Source organism: Mesorhizobium sp. WSM4821, assembly GCF_055901555.1.
On sequence record NZ_CM148371.1, the window covers coordinates 6725347 to 6749077 of the forward strand.

Consider the following 23731-nt stretch of genomic DNA (forward strand, 5'->3'; position numbering starts at 1 on the left):
CGGAAACCATGCGTATTGTCTGTCCCTTCTGCGGCGAACGCGAACTCGGCGAGTTCACCTGTCTGGGCGACGCCAAGCCGGTCCGTCCGGCAGCCGATGCCTCGGAAGACGAGGTATTCGACTACGTCTATCTGCGCGACAATGTCGCCGGCGAGACGAGCGAGCACTGGTATCATGGCGGCGGCTGCCGGGCCTGGCTGAAGATCGCCCGCAACACGCTGACGCATGAGATTTCCTCGGTCGAGGCGGCGGCGGGCGTTGGCGCCGCCAAGGTTGGCGCCTGATGGTTAGCCTCGCCCAGACACACCGGCTGGAGAGCGGCGGCTTTATCAATCGTTCGGCGCCGCTGAATTTCAGCTTCGACGGCAAGATCTTTGCCGGCTTCCAGGGCGATACGCTCGCCTCGGCGCTGATCGCCAACGGCGTCAAGCTGGTCGGCCGCTCGTTCAAATACCATCGGCCTCGCGGCATCCTGACCGCAGGCTCGGAAGAGCCCAACGCGCTGGTCGAACTGCGCAGCGGCGCCCGGCGCGAACCGAACACCAAGGCGACCACCACCGAACTTTATGACGGTCTCGAAGCCGCCAGCCAGAACCGCTGGCCGTCGCTGCGCCACGATCTGATGGCGGTGAACCAGCTGTTCGCGCCGATCTTCGTCGCCGGCTTCTACTACAAGACCTTCATGTGGCCGGCGAAGTTCTGGGAGGCGATCTACGAGCCGGCGATCCGCCGCGCCGCCGGCCTCGGGCGCGCGGCAGGCGTTGCCGATCCCGACCATTACGACAAGGCATGGGCGCATTGCGACGTGCTGATCGCCGGCTCCGGCCCGGCCGGGCTGGCGGCAGCGCTCGCCGCCGGTCGCAGCGGCGCCCGCGTCATCCTGTGCGAGGAGGATTTCGTCCTCGGCGGCCGCCTGCTTGCCGATGGCGGCACGATCGACGGCATGCCGGCAGCCGAATGGATTTCGCGCACGCTGGCCGAGCTCGCAGCACTGCCCGATGTCCGCATCATGACCCGCACGACGCTGTTCGGCGTCTATGACGGCGGCACCTATGGCGCGATCGAACGGGTCAACGATCACCTGCCGTCGCCGCCGGAGCACCAGGTGCGCCAGCGGCTGTGGCGGATCGTGGCCAAACGCTCGATCGTTGCGGCCGGCGCCATCGAACGGCCCATCGTCTTTGCCGGCAACGACACGCCCGGCGTGATGATGGCTTCGGCGATGCGGACCTATGTCGCGCGCTACGCGGCAACGCCGGCAAAGCGCCTCGCGCTGTTCACCAGCAATGAGGATGGCTGGCGCACGGTTGAGACAGCACTCGGTGCGGGATTGCAGGTCGCGGCGGTCGTCGATTCGCGTCCGGATGTGTCCTCCGCGCATCGCGCGCTTGCGATCAAAGCCGGCTTTCCCGTGCTGAACGGGTCCGTCGTCGGGGTCGAGGGCGGCAAGGACGGTGTCCGGAAAATAGCGGTCTCGTTGACCGGCGGGGCGCGCGCCGAGGTCGAAGCCGACGGGCTTGCCGTTTCGGGTGGCTGGAATCCGGCGGTCGGGCTGACCTCCTGTCATCGCGGCCGGCCGAAATGGCAGGACGATATTTCGGCCTTCGTGCCGGACAGTGCGCCTCCCGGCATGTTGGCCGCGGGCGCCGCCAACGGTACGTTTGTGCTTGGCGCCTGCCTGAGCCAAGGGTTTGCCGCCGGTGCGGCGGCGGCGCAGAGCGCCGGGCGCGCCGGCAATCCCGGCACGGCGCCGGTCGCCGACGACGAGACGTTTTCGCTGACCCCGCTCTGGCATGTAGCCGGCAAAGGAAAGGCCTTTGTCGATTACCAGCACGATGTCACCGCTTCGGACATCGAATTGGCACAGCGCGAAGGCTTCGAATCGGTCGAGCACCTGAAGCGCTACACGACGCTCGGCATGGCCACCGACCAGGGCAAGACCTCGAACGTCGCCGGCCTCGCCATCATGGCCGCGCTATCGGGCAAATCCATCCCCGAAACCGGCACGACGATCTACCGTCCGCCTTATGTGCCGGTCGCCATCGGCGCCTTCGCCGGGCATCACCGCGACGAGAATTTTCATGCGACAAGGCTGACGCCGTCGCATCACTGGGCCGCCGAACAGGGCGCGGTGTTCGTCGACACCGGCCTGTGGAAACGCGCGCAATGGTATCCGCGTTCCGGCGAGAAGGACTGGCTGGTCACGGTCACCCGCGAGGTCAAGGCGGTGCGCTCCGGCGTCGGCTTCTGCGACGTCTCGACGCTCGGCAAGATCGACGTGCACGGCCCGGACGCCGGCGCCTTCCTCGACCGCGTCTACATCAACACCTTCTCCAGCCTTGCCGTGGGAAAAGCGCGCTACGGCCTTATGCTGCGCGAGGACGGCATGGTCTATGACGACGGCACCACGTCGCGGCTGGCCGAGGACCACTATTTCCTGACCACCACCACCGCCAAGGCCGGCCCGGTGATGCAGCACCTCGAATTCTGCCGGCAGGTGCTGTTTCCCGAGCTCGACGTGCAACTGACGTCGGTCTCCGACCAGTGGGCGCAATTCTCGATTGCCGGGCCGAAGACCCGGGACCTGCTCAGGGAGATCGTCGATCCCGCCGAGGATTTGTCGAACGAGGGATTTCCGTTCATGGGGGCGCGGGAAGTCTCGCTTCGCGGCGGCCTCAAGGCACGGCTGTTCCGCATCTCGTTCTCCGGCGAGATGGCCTTCGAAATCTCCGTTCCGGCCCGCTACGGCGATGCGCTGGTGCGCAATCTGATGCTGGCCGGCAAACAATTCGGCGTCACACCCTACGGCACCGAGGCGCTCGGCGTCATGCGCATTGAAAAGGGCCATGTCGCCGGGCCGGAACTGAACGGCACGACGACGGCCGCCGATCTCGGCCTGGCCAAGATGATGTCGACCAAGAAGGATTTTGTCGGACGCGTCATGGCCGGACGCGAAGCGCTGGCGGCAGCGGATCGCCAGGTCGTGGTCGGCATCAAGCCGACCGACAAGACGCGCCGCTTGCGTTCAGGCGCGCATGTCATTCCGAAGGGCGAGATACCGGGTCCCGCCAACGACCAGGGCTATGTCACCTCGGTCTGCTTCTCGCCGACGCTCGACCAGTGGATCGGGCTCGCGCTTGTCGAGCGTGGCCGCGAACGCATCAGCGAGATCGTCCATGCGCACGATCCCTTGCGTGGCGAGGACTATGACGTCGAGCTGTGCAATCCCGTGTTCTACGATCCGGATGGAGGGCGCCAGCGTGGCTGAATTTTCCTGGATTTCCCGCAGTCCGCTGGAGCACGCGCTTGTTGCGGGAGCCTACGGCGCGCGTGACGTCGAGCCCGGCATTTCGCTCACGGAAGTTCGCAATTTCGACCTGATCCAGATCATGGCGCGACGCGGCAGATGGGCTGATTTGGCAAGCGCCGCCAAAGCGCGTTTCGGCGTGTCAGTTCCGGATGCGCCCTGGGTGGCCCAGGCTGAGGACGCCACGCTGATCTGGTCTGGGCCGGATCAGTTCCTCGTGCTGTCGAAGGACGGCAAACACATGGACATTTTGAGCCAGGCGTTTTCGCAATCCGCCTCGCTGTCGGACCAGTCGCATGCGCGTGCCCTGATCAGCGTCTCGGGCGCCAAGGCGCGCACCATGCTGGCCAAGCTGTCGTCGATCGACCTGCACCCGCACGCATTGCCGATCGGCGCCGCTGCCACGACCTTGATGGATCACACCAGCGTCACGCTCTGGCGCGGCAAAGACCGGACGGACGGACAGGCTGTGTTCAATCTCCTGGTTTTTGCGACCTTCGCGGAAAGCCTGTGGCACACGATGCTCGACGCGGCCGCCGAATATCGCGTCGATATCGGTCATTCCGAGGAATTCGCGTAGAGATCCGCCACGCCGGCGAGGTGCGTCACGCCGCTTCACCTTGCCAAATCCGGCCTCGCTGCCTATTCTTGCCGCTAAAATAATTTCACGTACAGGCAAACTTGTTTCTTCAGACACAGGGTCGAGATGAGCCAGTCGCCCTACCCCGCCGTCGCTGCCGGACCGCCTCGTCCGAGCCTGATCCTCAGGCCCGGCCAGATCGGGCTGCCGGCCGGCATGGAACGTTATACGATCCAGGGCAATGGCGCGGTGCTCATCGACGTCGAGGCCGGCGATACGATCAGCGTGCGCAATGTCGAAGGCGGCCAGGCTTGCGAACTTTTGGCATGGGACAAGAGCGGCACGACCGATCCCGGCATTCTCGGTGAGAAATCGAACAGCAACGCCGCCGGGATCAAGGCGCTGCTGGCCGAGGGTGACAACAGCCTCGCCGCGCTGCGCCGCGGACTGCAGCGCCGCCAGGTGCAGCTTGATCAGCCAAAGGCGGTTCGCGTGTTCGGCGGCGCAACCCCAGCCGGCACGGAACAGGGATTTAGCGTCGCCCGCGACGGCTCGATGATCATTGCCGCCCCGGGCGGGCCGATGCTGGTCGACGGCCACGACACGGCAACACCGATCAGCGTCATCGTCCGCCGTGCCACGATCCGACCCGCGGCGAAATCGCAATTGGGCGATCCGCTTGCCGATCCGGTTCTCGAATTGCGCGTCCGTTCGGCGACGGCGGAATCCTATTTCGTCAAGGCGGGCGATTATCTGCAGATCATCGATGTCGACGGACGCCAATGCACCGACTTCCAGTGTTTTTCGGCGCGCAAGCTGGACAAGGGGCGTGACCATCCGCTCGACGTGACGACAACCCGCACGCTGATGGGCTCGAGCTATCCGATGCCCGGCCTGCATTCGAAATACTACGACCAGGACATGGAGCCGCTGGTCGAAGTGGTCCAGGACACATGCGGTCGGCACGACGCATTCGCGCTCGCCTGCGCCGCCAAATATTACGACGACATCGGTTATCCCGGTCACCCCAACTGCTCGGAGAATTTCAACCGCGCGCTCTCGGACAAAGGCGTGAATCCCCGCGCGGGATGGATGGCGATCAACTTCTTCTTCAACACGGCGATCGACGCGCATGGCGTCATGGTTTCCGACGAGCCATGGTCGCGGCCGGGCGATTATGTGCTGCTGCGGGCGCTCACCGACATCGTCTGCGTCTCGTCCGCCTGCCCCGACGACACCACGCCCGCCAATGGCTGGAACCTGACCGACATCCACGTGCGGACCTATTCCGGCCAGCACAAATTCTCGCGAGCGATCGCCAGACGCATGACGCCCGATTCGGAACCGAAAATGACCCGCGAGACCGCCTTTCATTCGAGCTTTGCCAAGCACACCCGCAACTTCGTCGAGTACAGGGGCTATTGGCTGGCCAATTCATTCGCCAAAGAGGGCCCAATCGACGAATACTGGGCCTGCCGGCGGGATGCCGTCATCATGGACCTGTCGCCGCTGCGCAAGTTCGAGGTCACCGGCCCGGATTCCGAAGCACTGCTGCAATACACGCTGACCCGCGACGTGAAGAAGCTCGGCGTCGGCCAGGTCGTCTATTCCGCGATGTGCTACGAGCATGGCGGCATGATCGACGACGGCACGCTGCTCAGGCTCGGCAAGGACAATTTCCGCTGGGTCGGCGGCGATGATTTGTCCGGCGAATGGCTGCGTGAGACGGCGACAAGACTCGGCCTCAACGTGCTGGTGCGCTCGTCGACCGACCAGATGCACAATGTCGCCGTGCAGGGGCCGAAGAGCCGCGACATCCTCAAAGAGATCATCTGGACCTCGCCCCTGCAGCCGTCGATCGAGGAGCTCGAATGGTTCCGCTTCGCCGTGGCGCGCATCGGCGGCGGCAACGGCATTCCGGTCGTCGTCTCGCGCACCGGCTACACCGGCGAACTCGGCTACGAGATCTGGTGCCATCCGCGCGACGCCGAAAAGGTGTTCGACGCCATCTGGGAGGCCGGCCAGCCGCATGGCCTGAAGCCGATGGGGCTGCTAGCGCTTGACATGGTGCGCATCGAGGCCGGGCTGATCTTTGCCGGTTACGAGTTTTCCGACCAGACCGATCCCTTCGAGGCCGGCATCGGCTTCACCGTGCCGCTGAAGACCAAGACCGACGACTTCATCGGCCGCGAGGCGCTGATTCGGCGCAAGGAAAACCCGCAGAAGAAACTGGTCGGCCTCGACATCGACGCCAATGTCGCCCTCGGGCACGGCGACTGCGTCCATGTCGGCCGCGCCCAGATCGGCGAGGTCACTTCCGCCATGCGCTCGCCGCTGCTGAACAAGAACATCGCACTTGCCAGGCTTGACGTCACCCATGCCGCGACCGGCACCGAGGTCGAAATCGGCAAGCTCGACGGCCATGCCAAGCGGCTGCCGGCACGCGTCGTGCCCTTCGCCCACTACGATCCGCAAAAGACCAGACCGCGCTCCTGATCGCCACTTTCAAGAGGCATCGACCGACCTCGGCGACGGTGTCGGCTGACTGCTGACTGCTGACTGCTGACGAGTGTTTGACGCGTACGTTACAGACGTGATGTGCACAGCTTCACAAAAAGCTTGACGTGGAAGCGGGCCGAGTCAATCTTCACTGTTAAGAAAAAAAAACAACTGAGCGGAAACACCCGACGTCGGTCAAACCATGCGTCGGCGACAACGCCTTGCGAGATCGCGGCTGTCGCCGACGGGGAACATCAAAATGGGGAATGCACGCATATGAGCACGATAACCACTGTCCTGGAGCAACCTGCCGAAGGGCAGTTGCAGCGGAACATCGACTGGCGCGGCGCCTTCTGGGTGGCAAGCGGCGTACCCGCCCTTGTCCTGTTTTCGATCGGCGGCATTGCCGGCACGACCGGAACGCTGGCCTTCGCGATCTGGACCGCGTCCATGGTCATGGGCTTCCTGCAATCCTTCACCTATGCGGAGATCGCCGGCCTGTTCCCGAACAAATCCGGCGGCGCCTCGGTCTACGGCGCCACCGCATGGCTGCGTTACTCCAAGTTCATCGCGCCGCTCTCGGTCTGGTGCAACTGGTTCGCCTGGTCGCCGGTGCTGTCGCTCGGCTGTTCGATCGCCGCCGCCTACATCCTCAACGCATTGGCGCCGGTGCCGCTGTTTAGCGACGCCTCGCCGGAAGTCGCCACCTATATCGCGGCCCATGCCGGAACCAGTGCCGCCGACGCGATTGCCGCGGTGACAGCGGCCGCCACGCCGGCGATCCGCAACTGGACGCTCTACGGTCACACGCTGGGTCCGGTCTCCTTCACCTTCAACGCCACTTTCTTCATCGGCGCGGTGCTGATGCTGATCATCTTCTCCATCCAGCATCGCGGCATCCTGGGCACGGCCAATGTGCAGAAGTATATCGGCCTGTTCGTCATCATCCCGATGCTGATCGTCGGCGTCGTGCCGATCGTCACCGGCCAGATCAACTGGGCCAACTTTTCGCCGCTGGTGCCGCTGGCGGCCGCCTATGCGCCCGAGCCCGGCGCGTGGAACGTCGCCGGCTGGACGCTCGTCCTCGGCGGCATGTTCATCGCCGCCTGGTCGACCTACGGCTTCGAGACCGCCGTCTGCTACACGTCCGAGTTCAAGAATCCCGGCACCGACACATTCAAGGCGATTTTCTATTCCGGCCTGCTGTGCATGCTGCTGTTCATCCTGGTGCCGTTCACCTTCCAGGGCGTGCTCGGCTTGAACGGCATGTTGGCCACCCCGATCGTCGACGGCTCCGGCGTTGCCGATGCCTTGGCCGGCATGGTCGGCGGCGGACAGTTGATCCACAGCCTGCTGGTGATGCTGATGATCCTGGCACTGGTGCTGTGCATCATGACGGCGATGGCAGGTTCCTCGCGCACGCTCTATCAGGGCTCCGTCGATGGCTGGCTGCCGCGCTATCTCAGCCACGTCAACGAGCACGGCGCGCCGACCCGGGCGATGTGGACCGATCTGATCTTCAACCTGGTCGTGCTGGCCATCGCCTCGGCCGACGCGACGAGCTTCTTCTTCATCCTCGCCGTGTCGAATTGCGGCTACATCATCTTCAACTTCCTCAACCTCAATGCCGGCTGGATCCATCGCATCGACAACGGTCATATCGCGCGGCCGTGGAAAGCGCCGAGCTGGCTGCTCGGCCTCGGCGCCATCTTTGCCTATGTCAACATGATCTTCATGGGCGCCGGGGCAAAGGTCTGGAACCCGATGGCGCTATGGGCCGGGCTGATCACCGCTGCCCTGATCATCCCGGTGTTCTGCTTCCGGCATTACATCCAGGACGGCGGCAAGTTTCCCGATCATATGCTGGCCGATCTCGGCATGGAGGCGACCGATCTTACCGTCCGCAAGGCAGGAATCCTGCCCTATCTGACATTGATCGCCGGCGTGGTGGTGATGCTGCTGGCCAACTGGCTGTTCGTCATCTGACGTGCGCCTCCAGGGATCGAGCGCGCGATGCGCGCTCGATCCCTGGATGTTTGTTCTTGCTTTGTGCAGGCAGTTATCTATGGATTTAGGCATGGTGCTGATTTGCGCCGACGACCCGCCGCCGAGGCGGGTTTTTTGTTTCAGGGATCGGGCAGGCCACTCAATCGATCTTGATGAACACGCCCTTGATGTTGAGATACTCGTCGAGGTGCTCGGCACCGCCCTCGCGTCCGTAGCCGCTCATCTTGTAGCCGCCGAAGGGTACCGCGGGATCGATGGCGTGATAGGTATTCACCCAGACGGAGCCGGCGCGGATTTTTCGCGAGAGTTGGTGCGCCGTGGCGAGATTGCGGGTGAAGACCCCCGCCGCGAGACCATAGGGCGTGTTGTTGGCCCGCTCGACCGCCTCGTCGAGCGTATCGAAGGGCAGCACTGAGGCGACCGGTCCGAAGATTTCCTCGCGCGCGATCTTCATGTCGTCCGAAACGCCGGCAAAGACGGTCGGCGCGACGAAATTGCCGGCGGCCAGCGCATCCTCCATGAGGCGTGTGCCGCCGGTGACGAGGGTCGCGCCCTCCGCGGTGCCGGCCTTGAGGTACGAGGTGACCCGTTGCAGTTGCTTCTCCGAGACGAGTGGGCCGATCTCGGTCGCCGGGTCGATGCCGTCGCCGATCCTGAGACCCCTGGCATAGGCCGCCAGCCGCGCGACGAAGTCGTCATGGATGGAGCGTTCGACGAACAGGCGCGAGCCGGCGATGCAGATCTGGCCGGAATTGGCGAACACCGACATCGCCGCCACCGGCACCGCCTTGTCGAGGTCGGCGTCGGCGCAGACGATGACCGGCGACTTGCCGCCGAGCTCCAGCGAGACGCGCTTGAGGTTGCCGGCCGAGGCGCGGACGATCGACTGGCCGGTCGCCGTCGAGCCGGTGAAGACGATCTTGTCGACGCCCATATGCTCGGCAAGTGCGGCACCTGCTTCGGCGCCGGTGCCGGTCACGATGTTGACGACGCCTTTGGGAACGCCGGCCTCGTTCATGATGTCGGCGATCAGCAGCGGCGTCAGCGGCGCCACTTCCGAAGGTTTCAGCACGATGGTGCAGCCGGTCGCCAGCGCCGGCCCGATCTTCCAGACCGAAGCGGCCGTTGGTGCGTTCCAGGGGATGATGGCGCCGACGACGCCGACCGGCTCCTTGCGGGTGAAGGAGACGATTTCGCCGGGCAGCGAGTTCTCGATCGTCTCGCCATGCAGCGACGTCGCCATGCCAGCATAATAGCGCAGCATGCCGATGACGCGGGTGCGGTTGGCGCGGGTGCGCACGATCGGCATGCCCATGTCGGTCGTATCCGACCGACTGATCTCCTCCCAGTGCTTTTCGAAGAGGTCGGCGATCCTGAGGAGCAGCACCTGCCGCTCATAGGGCTTGAACCGGCTCCACGGGCCGTCGAAGGCCTTGCGCGCCGCAGTCACCGCCAGCTCGATATCCCCGCGGTCGCCGCGCGGCACCGTGGCGATGACCGCGCCGGTGGCCGGATTGCGGGTCTCCATGGTCCGGCCCGAGCAGGCATCGACCCAGGCGCCATCGACGAACATCTTGCGATGGCGTCCGTCGATCGGCTGGCGCGGCGCCACCGGTGCCTGAGCTATGGTCATGACGTCCTCCTCCAGCGCTCCTGCCGGTGGCGGATTTAACCCTTGGACATCACATCTGCCAACAACTCTGTTCGGCCAACAGCTCTATTCGGCCGCCAGCGGCAGTCGTGGCCTGTCGTCGTTTTCCGCCGGCTCCGGCTCGGCCGCCTGCTCCGCGTCCGCGGCCTTCTTGCGCTCCCTGCCGAAGAACAGGGCATAGCCCGCCGGAAGGACGAGGATGGTTAGCACCGTGGCGACGAGGATACCGCCCATCATGGCATAGGCGAGCGGACCCCAGAAGACGCCGCGCGAAATCGGGATCAGCGCCAGGACCGCCGTCAGCGCCGTCAGCATGATCGGCCGGAAGCGGCGGACGACCGAGCCGATGATCGCCTCGGAACGCTCCATGCCGGACGCGATGTCCTGGTCGATCTGGTCGACCAGGATGATCGAGTTGCGCATGATGATGCCGAGCAGCGCGATGACGCCGAGGATGGCGACGAAGCCGAAAGGCGCGCCGCTGATCAAAAGTGCCGCCGCCGCACCGATGATGCCGAGCGGACCGGTTGCCAGCACCAGCATCGCCTTGCCGAAATGCTGCAGCTGGATCATCAGCAGCACGACGATGACGGCCAGCATGATCGGCGCCTTGGCAGCGATAGAAGCCTGGCTTTCGGCTGAATCCTCGGCGCCGCCCTGGATCTCGATGTTGTAGCCGGGCGCCAGACCGTCGCGCAGGCCCTGCATCTCGCTGTACATCTTCATGACGACGTCGTTCGACTGCACGCCGTCCGGCAGCGTGGCGCGCACGCTGATGGTCGGTAGGCGGTTGCGCCGCCATTCGACGCCTTGCTCCAGCACAGGTACGACCTTGGCGACCTGCGACAGCGGCACGAAGCCACCGAAATCCGTCCGGATATAGACGGAGTCGACCGCCGACAGCAGGTGACGGCTCGCCTCCGGTTCGCGGGCGATGATCGAAATGGTCTCCTCGCCGTCGCGGAAATCGTCGAGCGGCGCTCCCGACATGGTCGCCTGCAGCATCTGGCGGATGCGCTGCGAGGTGACGCCGAGCGCACGGGCGCGATCCTGGTCGATCACCAGCTTCATCTCCGGCACCGGCTCCAGCCAGTCGTCGTGGACGGCGCCGAGCAGCGGATTTGCCTGGAACTTCGCCTTCACCTCGTCGGCGATGCGGCGCACCTCCTGGCGATCCGGGCCCATGACGCGCATCTGCACCGGCCAGCCCGTGGGCGGACCGAGGAACAGGCGATCGACCTTGGCGCGGATCGACGGGAAGTCCTCGGCCAGAATGGTGCGCAGCTTGACGATCAGCCGCTCGCGGGCCGGTTCGTCGTTGGCCATCACCAGAAGCTGGGCGAAGTTCGGATTGCTAAGCTGCTGGTCGAGCGGCAGGAAGAAGCGCGGCGCGCCCTCGCCGATATAGGTGGCGATGAAGCGCTTGTCGTGATCGTCCATCATCCTGGTTTCGAGCGCCTTGGCCTGCGTCTCGACTTCCTTGATGCTGGTGCCTTCCGGCAGCCAGAGGTCGACCAGGATTTCGGGACGCGACGACTGCGGGAAGAAGTTCTGCGGGATGAACTGGAACGCCCACAGGCTGGTGGCGAACGTCACCAGCGTCATGACCAGCACGATGATGCGGTGGCGCACCGACCAGCCGACGGTGGCGCGAAGCCGGCGATAGAAGCGCGTGTCGAAGACATCGTGATGGCTGCCGGCATGTTTTCGCTGCTTGAGGATCATATGACCGAGCCATGGGGTGAAATAGACCGCCACGAACCAGGACACGACCAGCGCGATGCCGACGACATAAAACAGCGTGCGCACATATTCACCGGCCGTCGAGGCCGCGAAGCCGACCGGGATGAAGCCGGCGGTGGTGATCAGCGTGCCGGTCAGCATCGGGAAGGCCGTCGAGGTGTAAGCGAAGCTCGCCGCCTCGATTTTGACCAGTCCCTCCTCGAGCTTGCGCTCCATCATTTCGACGACGATCATCGCATCGTCGACGAGCAGGCCGAGCGCAATGATCAGCGCGCCGAGCGAGATGCGCTGCAGATCGATGCCAATCTCGTACATGATGGCGAAGGTGGCGGCCAGAACGAGCGGAATGGTGATCGCGATCACCAGGCCCGAACGCCAGCCGATCGTCAGGAACGACACGACAAGCACGATCAGCAGCGCCTCGCCAAGCGCTTCCATGAACTCCGTCACCGCTTCCCTGACGACTTCCGGCTGGTCGGAAATCTGGTCGACCGAAACGCCGTGGGGCAGCGCCTCTTCGAAGCGGTGATAGGTCGCCTCGACGTCCTTGCCGACGTCGGTGACATTGAAGCCCTTGGCCATGACGACACCGACCTGGACGCTGTCGTTGCCGTTGAAACGGTATTTGCGCTGATAGGGGTCCTCGAGGCCGGAGGTCACGGTGGCGATGTCGCCCAGGCGCGTCACCTGGTTGCCGGCACGCAGGCGAAGTTCGCGGATGTCTGCCGCTTTCGTCACGTCGCCTTCGACCGAGATGCGCACCGAACGCTGGCCGGTATCGACCGAGCCCGCCGGATCGACATTGTTCTGGCCCCTGATCGCGTTCTGCAGATCGGTGAGCGTCAGGCCGCGCTGGGCAAGCGCCTTGGACGAAACGTCGATATAGATCTTTTCAGGCTGGTCGCCGATGATCACGGCCTTCTCGACGCCGGGCGTCGTCAGCAGCATGTCGCGCGCCTGGATGGCGAATTTCTTCAGCTCGGGATAGCTGTAGCCGTCGCCGCTGATCGAATGCAAGGTGATGAAAGTGTCGCCGAACTCATCGTTGAAATAGGGCCCAAGCAGCCCCTGAGGCAGCTCATTCGAGATGTCGCCGACCTTCTTGCGCACCTGGTAGAAGGCGTCCGCGACCTGCTCGGGGTTGGTGTCGCCCTTTACCTGCAAGGTGATGATGGCGCTGCCGGCGCGCGTGTAGGAACGGACGAAATCGAGATGCGGCGTTTCCTGCAGCTTGCGCTCGATCTTGTTGACGACCTGGTCCTCCATCTCCTGGATCGAGGCACCCGGCCAGACCGCCTGGACGACCATGACGCGGAAGGTGAAATCCGGGTCTTCCTTCTGGCCCATGCGCATCAGACCGAGCGCACCGGCAATGATGATCAGGCCGAACAGGAACCGCGCAATGCTCGGGTGCCCGATTGCCCAGCGCGAAAGATTGAAGGGCCGCTTTTCATTGGTGTCGGTGGTCATAGCGCCAGTCCATTTTTCTGATCGTCAGCGCACGCGCGTCGCATGCCCACGGAACTTCCGATGCTGGAGCCTTTTCCATCCCGACAGGATCGGGATGGGCTCCATCTTTCCTGTTCAAGCATGATCTTTTCCGAAAACCGGATTCCACTTTTCGGGATCATGCTCCAGGCTTCCGGGCGGCGAGGCTTTCCGAGCGGAGAGACACTCATCGCGGTGGGACGCGGGGATCGATGGCGGGGGGTTGCATCGACCTGGCGTCTCGACAATCGGCACCTGCCGCCCGGAAACCATGACCTGCTTGACCTCGCGGCTTGCGCCGATGCGATGAAAAGCCGGCTTTATTCGCTTGGCCGTCAGCGCATGCGCTTGGCGGCGTCGCCATCATCCTCCGCCGATGCGGACTGTTGCACCGCATCGCCGGTCAGCTTGACCTTCAGGTTCTCGGCCATGAATTGCGTGCCGGCGGCAACGACGATGTCGCCGGACTTCAATCCTTCGGCAACTTGCACGCCGTCGGCGGTGAACTCGGCGACCTTGATCGGACGCGCATGGACGGTCTCGCCGTTGCGGTCCACGGTCCAGACGATCTGCTGGCCATCCTTTTGAGCCAGCGCGCTCAACGGGATCGATACGCTTTGCGGATTGTTGTTGGCCGCCGAAGCTTCAATGGTCGCGGTCATGCCGAGAAGCACGCGCGGATCGTTGGGCAGGCTGACGCGAACGGCAAAGGTGCGCGACTGCTGATCGGCGCTGCCGGCGACTTCGCGGACCTTGCCGTCGAGCGTCAGCGCATCGTCGGACCAGAAGCCTGCCTTGACGTCCTTGCCCGGCTTGAACTGGGCGATATCCATTTCCGGAACGGCGATGAGCACTTCCTTTTCGCCATCGACGGCAACGGTCACAACCGGCGTGCCGGAGCCGACCACCTGACCGACATCGGCGGCGATTGATGTGACGATGCCGTTCCTGTCCGCCTTGAGGTCGGTGTAGAGGACCTGGTTTTTCGCCTGGTCAAGCGATGAGCGGGCGGAATTCCGGGTGGCGACGGCCTGATCGTAAGTGAGGGTCGCCTGTTCGAGCTGCGATTTCGACGCGAAGTGCTTGGCAAACAACTGTTCGGCGCGGCGGCGGGCAAGGTCTGTTGTCTCGACCTGCCGCTCGGCGGCCTCGAGAGCCGCCTCCGCGCTTTTGACCGAAAGGTCGTAGTCGGCGGGATCGATGCGGGCCAGAACTTCGCCCGGCTTCACGCGTTGGCCGATGTCGACCAGCCGCTCGGTGATCTTGCCGTTGATGCGGAACCCGAGATTCATCTCGGTGCGGGCGCGCACCGATCCGGAATAGGAGAGTTCACGGGTGTCATTCGCCTTGGTGATCTCGACGACCTTGACCGGCCGGACGATGTCCTTGACTTCCACTTTTTCCTGCGAGCATCCGGCGAGCCCGAGCGCCACGACGACGACCAGAGCCGGACCAACGGCCGTATTCATGATGGATTTGGACAAAGACACTTGTGTAATCCCGAAACTGGAGATGAATTGTCGAGGCCCGGCGGACCGCCGGTCATTTCTTCAAGGCCTTGATCGCAAATTCGATAAGCTCGCCCGGCATCGCCCGGTTCTCCTTGGCGAGACACTGGGCGACCATCTGCGGGTGACAGAGGGTAACGATGGCGGCGCCGAAACACCGCGAAGCGACTTCGGGGTCCTGATCGGCGAACTCGCCGGTTGCGATCCCCTCGCTGATGACCTCCGCCACCAGGCTACGGATCCTTTCGATATGCTTTTCGATGACGTGCCAATCGCGTTCGATGGCAACGACGACCATTTCGTGCACCTTCTCCTGGTCGAGCATGGTGTCGCGGGTCCACTGATGATGCGTTTGCACGTAGCGGCGAAGCCTTTCGCTGGCGGTTCCGGGACCATGGCAAGCGTCGTAGGTCAGTTGGTAGCAGGTGGCGAGCATGCGACCGCAAACGGCCTGGTGGATCTCGACCTTGGATGCAAAGAAACGATAGATATTGGCCGTCGACATGCCGAGTTCGCGCGCTATGTCGGCGACATTGGTTTTGCCGTAGCCGTAATGGCGGAACAGGCGCTCCGCGCAATCGAGGATGCGCGCTACATTCTCCTGCCGGGCCAAGTCGGCCACCGTCTCGAGGGTGTCATGCATGGTGTTTCAGTGGCTCATTACGAGTGACGAATTTTGAATTTCGTCATTCGTAATTAGAAATAAGCCTGCTGTCAACCTGTGATATGTCCGCCTGGGCGACTGGTGACATCTGTTGACACCGCTCGCCATGATCGGCTCACGGACGCCCTGCCGGGGACAGTGCATAGGGAAGGAGATCATGGGATGACCGTACTGCGCATCGTCACGAATATCGCAACGGACAGCATTCCGGATGTGCGGAAGTTCTATTCCGACCTGTTCGGGCTCGATGCCGTCATGGATCATGGGTGGCTCGTCACGCTGGCGTCCCACGAAACAACGACCCCCCAAATCAGCATCGCCAGCGAGGGCGGCTCAGGCACCCCCGTTCCCGATCTGTCGATCGAGGTCGACGACGTGGACGAGGCGTATCTTCGCGCAAACGAGATCGGTTGCAGAGTGGTCTACGATTTGACCGACGAACCGTGGGGCGTAAGACGTTTCTTCATCGCCGACCCGACCGGCAAGCTGCTCAACGTGCTCTCGCATCTTCGCTAAAGCCCGTCGGCTGAAAGGATTAATGCAACGGGCTTTGAATCTCTGTCTTTTATGCATGTCGTTGTCCCAAAACCGCTGCGCACTTTTGGGCGGCATGCATTAGAAACTGTCCAGATTTCAAGGCGAACGACTGAAACGGGCCAATTGCGGTCATCGGAGCAAACATGAGCAGAACAATCCCATTTCATTTCGTCGATGTCTTCGCGGTGGAGCCGCTGACGGGTAATTCACTTGCGGTGGTCGACGGCGGTGCCGAGTTGGCGCTTGAGCTCATGCAGAACATTGCACGTGAGTTCAACCAGTCCGAGACCACCTTCGTCCTACCGGCGACCCGGGCTGACGCCGACTGGAAGTTGCGCTCTTTCACGCCGAAAGGCGTAGAGGTTTTCGGTGCCGGCGGCCACAACACGTTAGGGGCTTGGTGGTGGCTGGCTGCAGCGGGGCGGCTCGATCTGGGCGATGGCCCAACACGGTTTCACCAACAGATCGGCGACTTGGTATATCCATTGGCCATCTGGCAAAGCCAAGGGCGACTGGAAAAGATCATTATGCAGCAAGAGGCCCCAGTGGCCGGCCGGCAGCTCTCAAATCTTGGCGCTCTTGCCAACGCACTCGGCCTTGATGCCGAAGAAATAGCGGCGGACGTCGTGCCTTGCCAGGTGGTCTCGACTGGTGCTGCCCATCTCCTGGTGCCAATCCGCGATCGCGAAGCAGTCGACCGGATTTCGCCTGATGCCAAACAGCTTTTCGACCTGCTAAACGAGGTGGGTGGGGAAGGCTGCTACGTCTTCTCGCTCGATCCACTGCAGCCCGGAACCACAGCGTATGCGCGGTTTTTCAACCCGACTGTCGGCATTTCCGAGGATCCGGCAACCGGTACGGCGGCCGGTCCGCTCGCCGCACATCTCGTTGCACACGGTCTTGCACAGCCCGGCGTAATCAAGGTCGAGCAAGGCACGGCTCTCGGACGTACCAGCATCATTGAGGTCAATGTAGATGCCGGCTCAGTGAGCGTTTCCGGGCGCGGCATTGTGGTGGCGAGCGGGGCGTTTTCGATCTAAAGGCGCGTCGCGTTTGAACGGATCCATGCAACGCGCCTTAAGTCCTTGTTTTAATGCATGTCGTTATCGCAAAACCGCTGCACACTTTTGCGCGACATGCATTAGTCGAAGGTTGCAGATCCGGTGGCCGCGCAGGCGGCGAACCTGTGCCCGTCCCACAAGGTCGCGGTAGGTGGAGCCCCGCCATTTGGCGCGGCTATGCGGATGACACGGTCTGCCGCTCGCCTTCGACTGGATTGGCTTAGGTAGCCGGTTTGTTTAACCTGTTCAGGCTTTCGCCCAGTACGACAAGCGCGATGCCGAGCAGCGCAATATCCTTGATCAGGAACTGACCGGCGGGACCGAGCGCAGGAAAGCCCAGCGCAGGCTCCCAGATCGGCAGGGCAACCATGATCGAACAGGTGACTAGGAAAATCAGGGCGGCCAATGCCCCGCCGGCCACACCGGCGCGCGCCGACCAGGGGCCGGCCATCAGGAGAAGCGCGGTCGCGATCTCCACGACGCCAAGCACATAAGAGGCACCGCCTTCACCAAATACCGGATACATCCAGGCGAGCCAAGGCGTGCCGCCGATCAGCGGCCTCAACGCCTCGATCTCAACAGAGGTGAACTTCATGCCGCCGATCATGAGAAGCGGCAGTATGACCCCGGTCAGGGCGACGATCCGTCCGGCTTTCCTGACCGCGGCGGCGTTTCGCGCCCATGGCCGAGGAAGGGTCTCGCCTTGACCTTCAGGCTCTGATGTTCTGAGAACCGGCATGAGTTTTCTCCTCCATCCGCCAATTGCACTACCCGCGTCGTAAATTGCGCCCGAACTTGTCCTTAGTGGCATGATCTGGCGGTTGGCCAATCGCCGCCGCTGTCACGGTCGCTCGATCACCCCGATTCGCTGCTCAGTCCGGCTTTGTAAGGGTACGAGTGATGCTCGTGAGCGATAATCCAAAGGTCACCTTCCTTGCGTAGTCCTGCGGTAAGCCGGAGGCGGGTTGCCGGGTCCTTTTCAAGCTCTTCGCTGGTGCCGCACCGCAGCAATGCGGTTGCAAAAGCAACCCGGTCGCCCGCCGTGACATCTAGCCGCTCGATCGCGAAAACGCCGCCCTGCTTGAAGTGCTCGAAGAACGGACCCCAGCTATCCCGGTAGGCCTCAATTCCAGTGAGTTCGTTCGGAGGTGGAACATCGAACATCAGAAAGTCCGTCGCATGATCCGCAACGATTTTCTCCAGGTCCTGCTGCTGCACAGCGTTCGCCCAACGCTCGATTAGCGCCTGGATGTGTGCCTCGGCGTCGCGCTCCGTGTTCTCCATTGGAATTCTCCTCCCGCTAGATATTCTTCCGTCGAGTTGGTTCTGTATCGAGGACGATCGGGAGGCGCTCGATCCGACACTGATTGATCTTTTTGTCCCTTCAGCCGATCCGGCTGCTGCGCGGCATGTGCTTGGACTGTCGGCTTGGGGGGAAGCGTCCAACTTCCCGTAGGTCGCGAGATCGAACGGGCGCACGCCGAATTCGGCCATGGCCCGAGCGGCTGATGCAGACACCGGCTACGGCTCCGCAGTCGACAAGTCCAAACGCAAGGGACGGAACCTTCTCGCGCGAGGATCCCGCCCGGTCTAGGCTTCCTTCGCCGTCTCCCTCAGCCTGAACTTCTGGATCTTGCCGGTCGAGGTCTTTGGGATCTCGGCGAAGATCACTGCTTTCGGCACCTTGAAGCGGGCGAGCAGCGCGCGGCAGTGCTCGATGATCCCGGCCTCGGTCGCCGTCTTGCCCGGCTTCAGTTCGACATAGGCGACCGGCACTTCGCCCCATTTGTCGTCGGGCCTGGCGACGACGCCGCAGGAGGCGACGGCTGGATGCTTGTAGAGCGCTTCCTCGACCTCGATCGAGGAGATGTTCTCGCCACCGGAAATGATGATGTCCTTGGAGCGGTCCTTGAGCTGGATGTAGCCATCGGCATGCATGACGCCGAGGTCGCCCGAGTGGAACCAGCCGCCGGCGAAGGCCTCGTCGCTCGCCTTGCGGTTCTTCAGATAGCCTTTCATGACGATGTTGCCGCGGAACATGACCTCGCCGAGCGTCTCGCCGTCGGCCGGCGTCCTCTGCATCGTCTCGGGGTCCATCACCGTCAGGTCTTCGAGCGCGGCATAGCGCACGCCTTGCCTGGCCTTCTTCGCCGCTTTCTGTCCCTTCTCCAGCCCGTCCCACTCGCCATGCCATTCGTTGACAACCGCCGGGCCGTAGGTCTCGGTCAGGCCATAAAGGTGGGTGACCGCAAAGCCCGCATCGGCCATGCCCGAGAGCACGGCTTCCGGCGGCGGCGCTGCGGCCGTGTTGAAGGTGACCGTCTGTGGAAATTGCCGCTTGTCCTCATCCCCGGCATTGATCAGCACCGACATCACCACCGGCGCGCCGCACAGATGCGTGACGCCTTGGTCGGCGATGGCATCGTAGATCGGCTTCGGCCGCACCCAGCGCAGGCAGACATGGGTGCCGGCCTGCACGGCCAGCGTCCAGGGAAAGCACCAGCCGTTGCAGTGGAACATCGGCAGCGTCCAAAGATAGACCGCGTGCTTGCCCATGCCGGCATGGATGGTGTTGGCGTAGGCCATCAGCGCCGCACCGCGATGGTGGTAGACGACGCCCTTGGGATTGCCTGTCGTGCCGGACGTATAGTTGAGCGAGATCGCGTCCCATTCGTCGTCGGGCATCGACCACGCGAAATCCTCGTCGCCGCCCGCGACAAAGTCCTCGTAGTCGAGGGTGCCGATCCGCTCGCCCTTGGGATAGGGAGCATCGGTGGCGTATTCGGGATCGTCATAATCGACGACCAGCGGCTTCACCTTGGCCAGCGCCAGCGCCTCGCTGACGATATTTGCGAATTCGCGATCGACGACAAGCACCTTGGTTTCGGTATGGTCGAGCTGGAAGGCGATGACCGCGGCATCGAGACGGGTGTTGAGCGAGTGCAGCACCGCCTTGGTCATCGGCACACCGAAATGCGCTTCCAGCATCGGCGGCGTGTTGGACAGCATGACGCTGACGGTGTCGCCCTTGCCGATGCCGCGCCTGGAGAGCGCCGAGGCAAGCTTCAGCGACCGCCGCCAGAAATCGCGATAGCTTGTGCGCTGGCGGCCATGGATGATGGCGACATGGTCCGGAAAGGTCTTTGCCGCCCGCTCCAGATAGGTGAGCGGCGTCAGCGGCTGGTGATTGGCCGCGTTCCTGTCGAGATCCTGTTCATAGGGATTGCCCATCCCGTCCTCCCCTGGCGCGTGACCCTGAAAATCGGAATCGATTTTCGGAAGGATCATGCGCAAAATCTAAGTGTTACAGCATCCTTTGCGCGTCCAAAAGGACGCGCGGCGCTGTAATGTCTGATCGGCAACTTCTGCCCACTGGCTCTCGGCCCGTCACCACCAACGATGCCACGATAGAGCGCATTTGGCACAGTGATGATCTGGATTCAGTGAGCGAAGGGGCATCGCTTGCCCTTGCCTGGTTTGACTTTTGTCGAGAGCCGTGAATAATGTCAGCAAGGAGATGGCATGGCGATCCGACCGGCAGAACAGCTTATTCACAAGGCCGCCTGGCTCTATTATGCCCACGGCCTGCGCCAGGACCAGGTTGCCAGCCAGCTCAAGATTTCGCGTGCCTCGGTCGCCATGTATCTGCGCAAGGCGCGCGAGACCGGCATCGTCAACATCTCGACCTCGACGCAGCTTTTCACCGACGATGTCATGGCGCGCAAGCTCGAAGACGCGCTGAACCTCGACACCGTCTGGATCGCGCCTGAAAACGGTCATGTCGCCGATCCGTCGATCGACATTGCGGTGCTGGCGGCCAGCGTTTTTCTCGAGCTGGTCAAGAAGGGCGACCGCATCGGCGTCGCCTGGGGCCGGACCATCTACACGATCGCCGACATCATGTCCTATGCCGATCTGCAGGATGTCACCGTGGTGCAGCTCTGCGGCAATCTTGGAGCCCCCTATTCCTACCGACCCGACCAATGCACCATGGAAATCGCGCGCCGGCTCAACGCCAAGGGGCTCAATTTCTATGCGCCGCTGGTGCTGACGACGGAAGAACTGGCGCGCGGCCTGCGCGCCGAGCCGGTGATCCGCGAGCAGTTGTCGGGTATCAGTGAATGCGACCTGGCGCTGTATTCGGTCGGCACCGTCGACGCCGACAGCCATGTCGTCAAATGCGGCGCGCTGACGACGAGCGAAATGGATGTGCTGCGCCGTGCCGGCGCTGCCGGCGTCATCGCTGGGCAGATCATCGACGCGCAAGGCAAGGCGCTCGACTGCAGCTACAACCGGCGGATCATTTCGGCGGAGCTGTCATCGCTGCGCAAGATCGAAAAGCGCCTCATGGTGGTGCAGGAGGACAGCAAGTTCGAACCGCTGGTGGCGGCGATCGCGGGCGGGCTGTGCACGCATCTCGTGGTCGGCGCACGGATGGCGCGACGGTTGCTCGACCATCCCGGACCGGCAGTGGAAAAGGTCGCCTAGAGGACACCGTTACCGCTGCGCCTTGTCATCAAGGCGTCGCGGCATTCCTGTTTCACAACAAAAGCAAATCGGACGAAACGAACATGAAGAACCTGTGGAATGACGGCGACGCGGAGAAGCTGGTTGCCGACTATGCAAAGAAGGGTGTGGCCCGCGACCTGGCGCTGCGCGTCTATACGACCAGGCTTCTGGGCGGTGAACCGCGGCTTGTCCTGCATGGCGGCGGCAACACCTCCTGCAAGACGAAAGCTGTCGACCTCGTCGGCGACGAATGGGACGTGCTCTGCGTCAAGGGCAGTGGCTGGGACATGGGCGTCATCGAGCCGCAAGGCCTGCCGGCGGTCAAGCTCGGCGCCCTGCTCAAGGCGCGGTCGCTCAAAAGGCTCTCCGACGAGGACATGGTCGCCCTGCAGCGGGTGAACCTCATCGACCCGTCTTCACCCAATCCTTCGGTCGAGACGCTGCTGCACGCCTTCCTGCCGCATAAATTTGTCGACCACACACACTCGACCGCCATTCTGGCCATCGTCGACCAGGACGACAGCGAAGCGCTGAGCAAGAAGGTCTTCGGCAGCAAGATGGGTTTCGTGTCCTACATCATGCCGGGCTTCGAGTTGGCGAAAGCGGCGGCCGATGTCTTCGATGCCGACCCGACGGTCGAAGGCCTGATCCTCGACAAGCATGGCATCTTCACCTTCGGCGACGATGCCAAGCAGGCCTACGACCGGATGATCCATTATGTGAACCTCGCCGAGGATTTCATCGCCAGCCACGGCAAGCCGCGCACCGAAAAAGTGGCCTTGCCGGCCAGGCTGGCGAAGCCGGCGGAGATTGCACCGATGCTGCGCGGCGCGGTGGCGGTCGCGCGCGGCGAAGGCCGCTTCGACCGCATGATCAGCGATTTCCGCACGTCGGACGCGATCGTCGATTTCATCAATTCGGCAAAAATCGCCGACTATGCCGGGCGCGGCGTGTCGACACCGGACCTGTCGATCCGTATCAAGACCGGACCGATGGCGCTGCCGGCACCCGACGCCGAGAAAATCGGCGACTATAAATCCGTCATCCGCAGCCACGTCGAACAATTCGTCAAGGATTACCGCGCCTACTTCGAAACCAACGACGCACTTGACGACGTGAAGCGCACGATGCTCGACCAGATGCCGCGGCTGACGCTGGTGCCGGGCCTCGGCATGTTCGGCCATGGCCGCACGCTGAAGGATGCGAGGATCGCCTCCGATGTCGGTGAAATGTGGATCGAGGCGGTGCGCGGTGCTGAAGCGGTCGGCGACTTCCGGCCGCTGTCGAAGGCCGATCTGTTCCCGCTCGAATACTGGTCGCTGGAACAGGCCAAGCTCGCCTCCAACAAGCCGAAACCGCTGACCGGCCAGGTGGTGCTGGTCACCGGCGGCGCCGGCGCGATCGGTGCCGCCACGGCAAAGCTGTTCGCCGACAATGGGGCGCACGCCGTCGTCGTCGACCTCGACGCGTCAAGGGCTGCCGAGGCGGCAAAAAAGGCCGGCAACGGTTCGATCGGCATCGGTGCCGACATCACCGATCCGGGTGAGATGCGCGCTGCGTTCGACAGGGCGGTCGCCGTCTACGGCGGCCTCGACATCCTCGTCTCGAATGCCGGTGCGGCCTGGGAAGGCCGGATCGGCGAGCTCGACGACGCCACCTTGCGCAAGAGCTTCGAGCTCAATTTCTTCGCCCACCAGTCGGCGGCGCAGAACGCGGTGCGTATCATGCTCGAACAGGGTACCGGCGGCGTGCTTCTGTTCAACACCTCCAAGCAGGCGATCAATCCGGGGCCGAAGTTCGGCGCCTATGGCATCCCGAAGGCGGCAACGCTGTTCCTGTCAAGGCAATATGCCCTCGACTACGGCGCGCATGGCATCCGCTCGAACGCCGTCAACGCCGATCGCATCCGTTCAGGGTTGCTGACCGACGCCATGATCGCCAGCCGTTCGGGCGCGCGCGGCGTATCGGAAAAGGAATACATGTCGGGCAACCTGCTCGGGCAGGAAGTGACGGCAGAGGACGTGGCACAGGCCTTCCTGCATCAGGCGCTGGCCGAGCGGACCACCGCCGATGTGACGACAGTGGACGGCGGCAACATCGCGGCGGCGCTGCGTTAATGCACGCGACGCAACTTGCCACATCAACCGCTTGCGAAATTGGCATTTCGTAGCTACATT

At 63.3% G+C, this 23731-nt stretch carries 16 protein-coding genes; 9 read left to right on the forward strand and 7 right to left on the reverse strand.

From position 1 onward, the window contains the following. Positions 1–8 precede the first annotated feature (8 nt). The 5 genes from AC0NID_RS32875 to AC0NID_RS32895 all read left to right on the forward strand — a co-directional run bounded on the left by AC0NID_RS32875 (position 9) and on the right by AC0NID_RS32895 (position 8372). The gene (locus AC0NID_RS32875; protein WP_473454365.1) at positions 9–284 is read left to right on the forward strand and encodes a sarcosine oxidase subunit delta; all 276 of its coding nucleotides are present in this window, start codon (positions 9–11) and stop codon (positions 282–284) included. After that, on the forward strand, positions 284–3268 hold the full coding sequence (locus tag AC0NID_RS32880; RefSeq protein ID WP_473454366.1) for a sarcosine oxidase subunit alpha: 2985 nt from the start codon (positions 284–286) through the stop codon (positions 3266–3268). Before AC0NID_RS32875 ends, AC0NID_RS32880 begins: the two co-directional genes overlap by 1 nt. After that, a complete protein-coding gene (locus AC0NID_RS32885; protein WP_473454367.1) occupies positions 3261–3887 on the forward strand; it encodes a sarcosine oxidase subunit gamma in 627 nt (208 codons plus the stop codon). Before AC0NID_RS32880 ends, AC0NID_RS32885 begins: the two co-directional genes overlap by 8 nt. Positions 3888–4013: 126 nt before the next feature. Next, on the forward strand, positions 4014–6383 hold the full coding sequence (locus AC0NID_RS32890) for a DUF1989 domain-containing protein (RefSeq protein WP_473454368.1): 2370 nt from the start codon (positions 4014–4016) through the stop codon (positions 6381–6383). 279 nt (positions 6384–6662) lie between these two features. Beyond that, a complete protein-coding gene (locus AC0NID_RS32895; RefSeq protein ID WP_473454369.1) occupies positions 6663–8372 on the forward strand; it encodes an APC family permease in 1710 nt (569 codons plus the stop codon). A 160-nt stretch (positions 8373–8532) separates the two neighbouring features. Here the strand turns inward: AC0NID_RS32895 and AC0NID_RS32900 are convergent, their stop codons facing one another. The 4 genes from AC0NID_RS32900 to AC0NID_RS32915 all read right to left on the reverse strand — a co-directional run bounded on the left by AC0NID_RS32900 (position 8533) and on the right by AC0NID_RS32915 (position 15426). Continuing rightward, the gene (locus AC0NID_RS32900; RefSeq protein ID WP_473454370.1) at positions 8533–10026 is read right to left on the reverse strand and encodes an aldehyde dehydrogenase family protein; all 1494 of its coding nucleotides are present in this window, start codon (positions 10024–10026) and stop codon (positions 8533–8535) included. Between the two features lie 84 nt (positions 10027–10110). After that, on the reverse strand, positions 10111–13257 hold the full coding sequence (locus AC0NID_RS32905) for an efflux RND transporter permease subunit (RefSeq protein WP_473454371.1): 3147 nt from the start codon (positions 13255–13257) through the stop codon (positions 10111–10113). A 353-nt stretch (positions 13258–13610) separates the two neighbouring features. Next, positions 13611–14744: an efflux RND transporter periplasmic adaptor subunit gene (locus AC0NID_RS32910; RefSeq protein WP_473454372.1), complete on the reverse strand. Its 1134-nt coding sequence runs from the start codon at positions 14742–14744 to the stop codon at positions 13611–13613. Between the two features lie 73 nt (positions 14745–14817). After that, positions 14818–15426 carry a TetR/AcrR family transcriptional regulator gene (locus AC0NID_RS32915; protein ID WP_473454373.1) on the reverse strand — a complete coding sequence of 203 codons (609 nt, stop codon included), beginning with the start codon at positions 15424–15426 and terminating at the stop codon, positions 14818–14820. A gap of 183 nt (positions 15427–15609) precedes the next feature. Between AC0NID_RS32915 and AC0NID_RS32920 the strand changes: the two genes are divergently transcribed. Both AC0NID_RS32920 and AC0NID_RS32925 read left to right on the forward strand, forming a co-directional pair. Then, the gene (locus AC0NID_RS32920; protein ID WP_473454374.1) at positions 15610–15963 is read left to right on the forward strand and encodes a VOC family protein; all 354 of its coding nucleotides are present in this window, start codon (positions 15610–15612) and stop codon (positions 15961–15963) included. 206 nt (positions 15964–16169) lie between these two features. Continuing rightward, positions 16170–17024 (forward strand): PhzF family phenazine biosynthesis protein, encoded by an 855-nt coding sequence (locus AC0NID_RS32925; protein WP_474033381.1) that lies wholly within the window; start codon positions 16170–16172, stop codon positions 17022–17024. Positions 17025–17265: 241 nt separating this feature from the next. Here AC0NID_RS32925 and AC0NID_RS32930 read toward each other — a convergent pair whose 3' ends face one another. From AC0NID_RS32930 to AC0NID_RS32940, 3 genes are all read right to left on the reverse strand, one after another. After that, positions 17266–17874, reverse strand: a complete 609-nt coding sequence (locus AC0NID_RS32930; RefSeq protein WP_473454376.1) for a YkgB family protein — start codon at positions 17872–17874, stop codon at positions 17266–17268. Between the two features lie 26 nt (positions 17875–17900). After that, positions 17901–18329, reverse strand: a complete 429-nt coding sequence (locus AC0NID_RS32935) for a YybH family protein (RefSeq protein ID WP_473454377.1) — start codon at positions 18327–18329, stop codon at positions 17901–17903. A 306-nt stretch (positions 18330–18635) separates the two neighbouring features. Continuing rightward, on the reverse strand, positions 18636–20276 hold the full coding sequence (locus AC0NID_RS32940; protein ID WP_473454378.1) for an acyl-CoA synthetase: 1641 nt from the start codon (positions 20274–20276) through the stop codon (positions 18636–18638). A 291-nt stretch (positions 20277–20567) separates the two neighbouring features. On the opposite strand from AC0NID_RS32940, the gene AC0NID_RS32945 reads away from it, so the two are divergent. Both AC0NID_RS32945 and AC0NID_RS32950 read left to right on the forward strand, forming a co-directional pair. Further along, complete coding sequence (locus AC0NID_RS32945; protein WP_473454379.1) at positions 20568–21533, forward strand: sugar-binding transcriptional regulator; 966 nt, start codon at positions 20568–20570, stop codon at positions 21531–21533. An 83-nt stretch (positions 21534–21616) separates the two neighbouring features. After that, entirely contained in the window at positions 21617–23671 is a 2055-nt protein-coding gene (locus AC0NID_RS32950) for a bifunctional aldolase/short-chain dehydrogenase (RefSeq protein ID WP_473454380.1), read from the forward strand. The last annotated feature ends 60 nt before the right edge of the window (positions 23672–23731 follow it).

Coding starts and splice junctions, on each gene's coding strand:
- AC0NID_RS32900 (WP_473454370.1), bottom strand. CDS start 10,026: ATGACCATAGCTCAGGCACCGGTGGCGCCGCGCCAGCCGATCGACGGA.
- AC0NID_RS32950 (WP_473454380.1), top strand. CDS start 21,617: ATGAAGAACCTGTGGAATGACGGCGACGCGGAGAAGCTGGTTGCCGAC.
- AC0NID_RS32940 (WP_473454378.1), bottom strand. CDS start 20,276: ATGGGCAATCCCTATGAACAGGATCTCGACAGGAACGCGGCCAATCAC.
- AC0NID_RS32920 (WP_473454374.1), top strand. CDS start 15,610: ATGACCGTACTGCGCATCGTCACGAATATCGCAACGGACAGCATTCCG.
- AC0NID_RS32895 (WP_473454369.1), top strand. CDS start 6,663: ATGAGCACGATAACCACTGTCCTGGAGCAACCTGCCGAAGGGCAGTTG.
- AC0NID_RS32890 (WP_473454368.1), top strand. CDS start 4,014: ATGAGCCAGTCGCCCTACCCCGCCGTCGCTGCCGGACCGCCTCGTCCG.
- AC0NID_RS32905 (WP_473454371.1), bottom strand. CDS start 13,257: ATGACCACCGACACCAATGAAAAGCGGCCCTTCAATCTTTCGCGCTGG.
- AC0NID_RS32935 (WP_473454377.1), bottom strand. CDS start 18,329: ATGGAGAACACGGAGCGCGACGCCGAGGCACACATCCAGGCGCTAATC.
- AC0NID_RS32875 (WP_473454365.1), top strand. CDS start 9: ATGCGTATTGTCTGTCCCTTCTGCGGCGAACGCGAACTCGGCGAGTTC.
- AC0NID_RS32910 (WP_473454372.1), bottom strand. CDS start 14,744: ATGAATACGGCCGTTGGTCCGGCTCTGGTCGTCGTCGTGGCGCTCGGG.
- AC0NID_RS32880 (WP_473454366.1), top strand. CDS start 284: ATGGTTAGCCTCGCCCAGACACACCGGCTGGAGAGCGGCGGCTTTATC.
- AC0NID_RS32945 (WP_473454379.1), top strand. CDS start 20,568: ATGGCGATCCGACCGGCAGAACAGCTTATTCACAAGGCCGCCTGGCTC.
- AC0NID_RS32915 (WP_473454373.1), bottom strand. CDS start 15,426: ATGCATGACACCCTCGAGACGGTGGCCGACTTGGCCCGGCAGGAGAAT.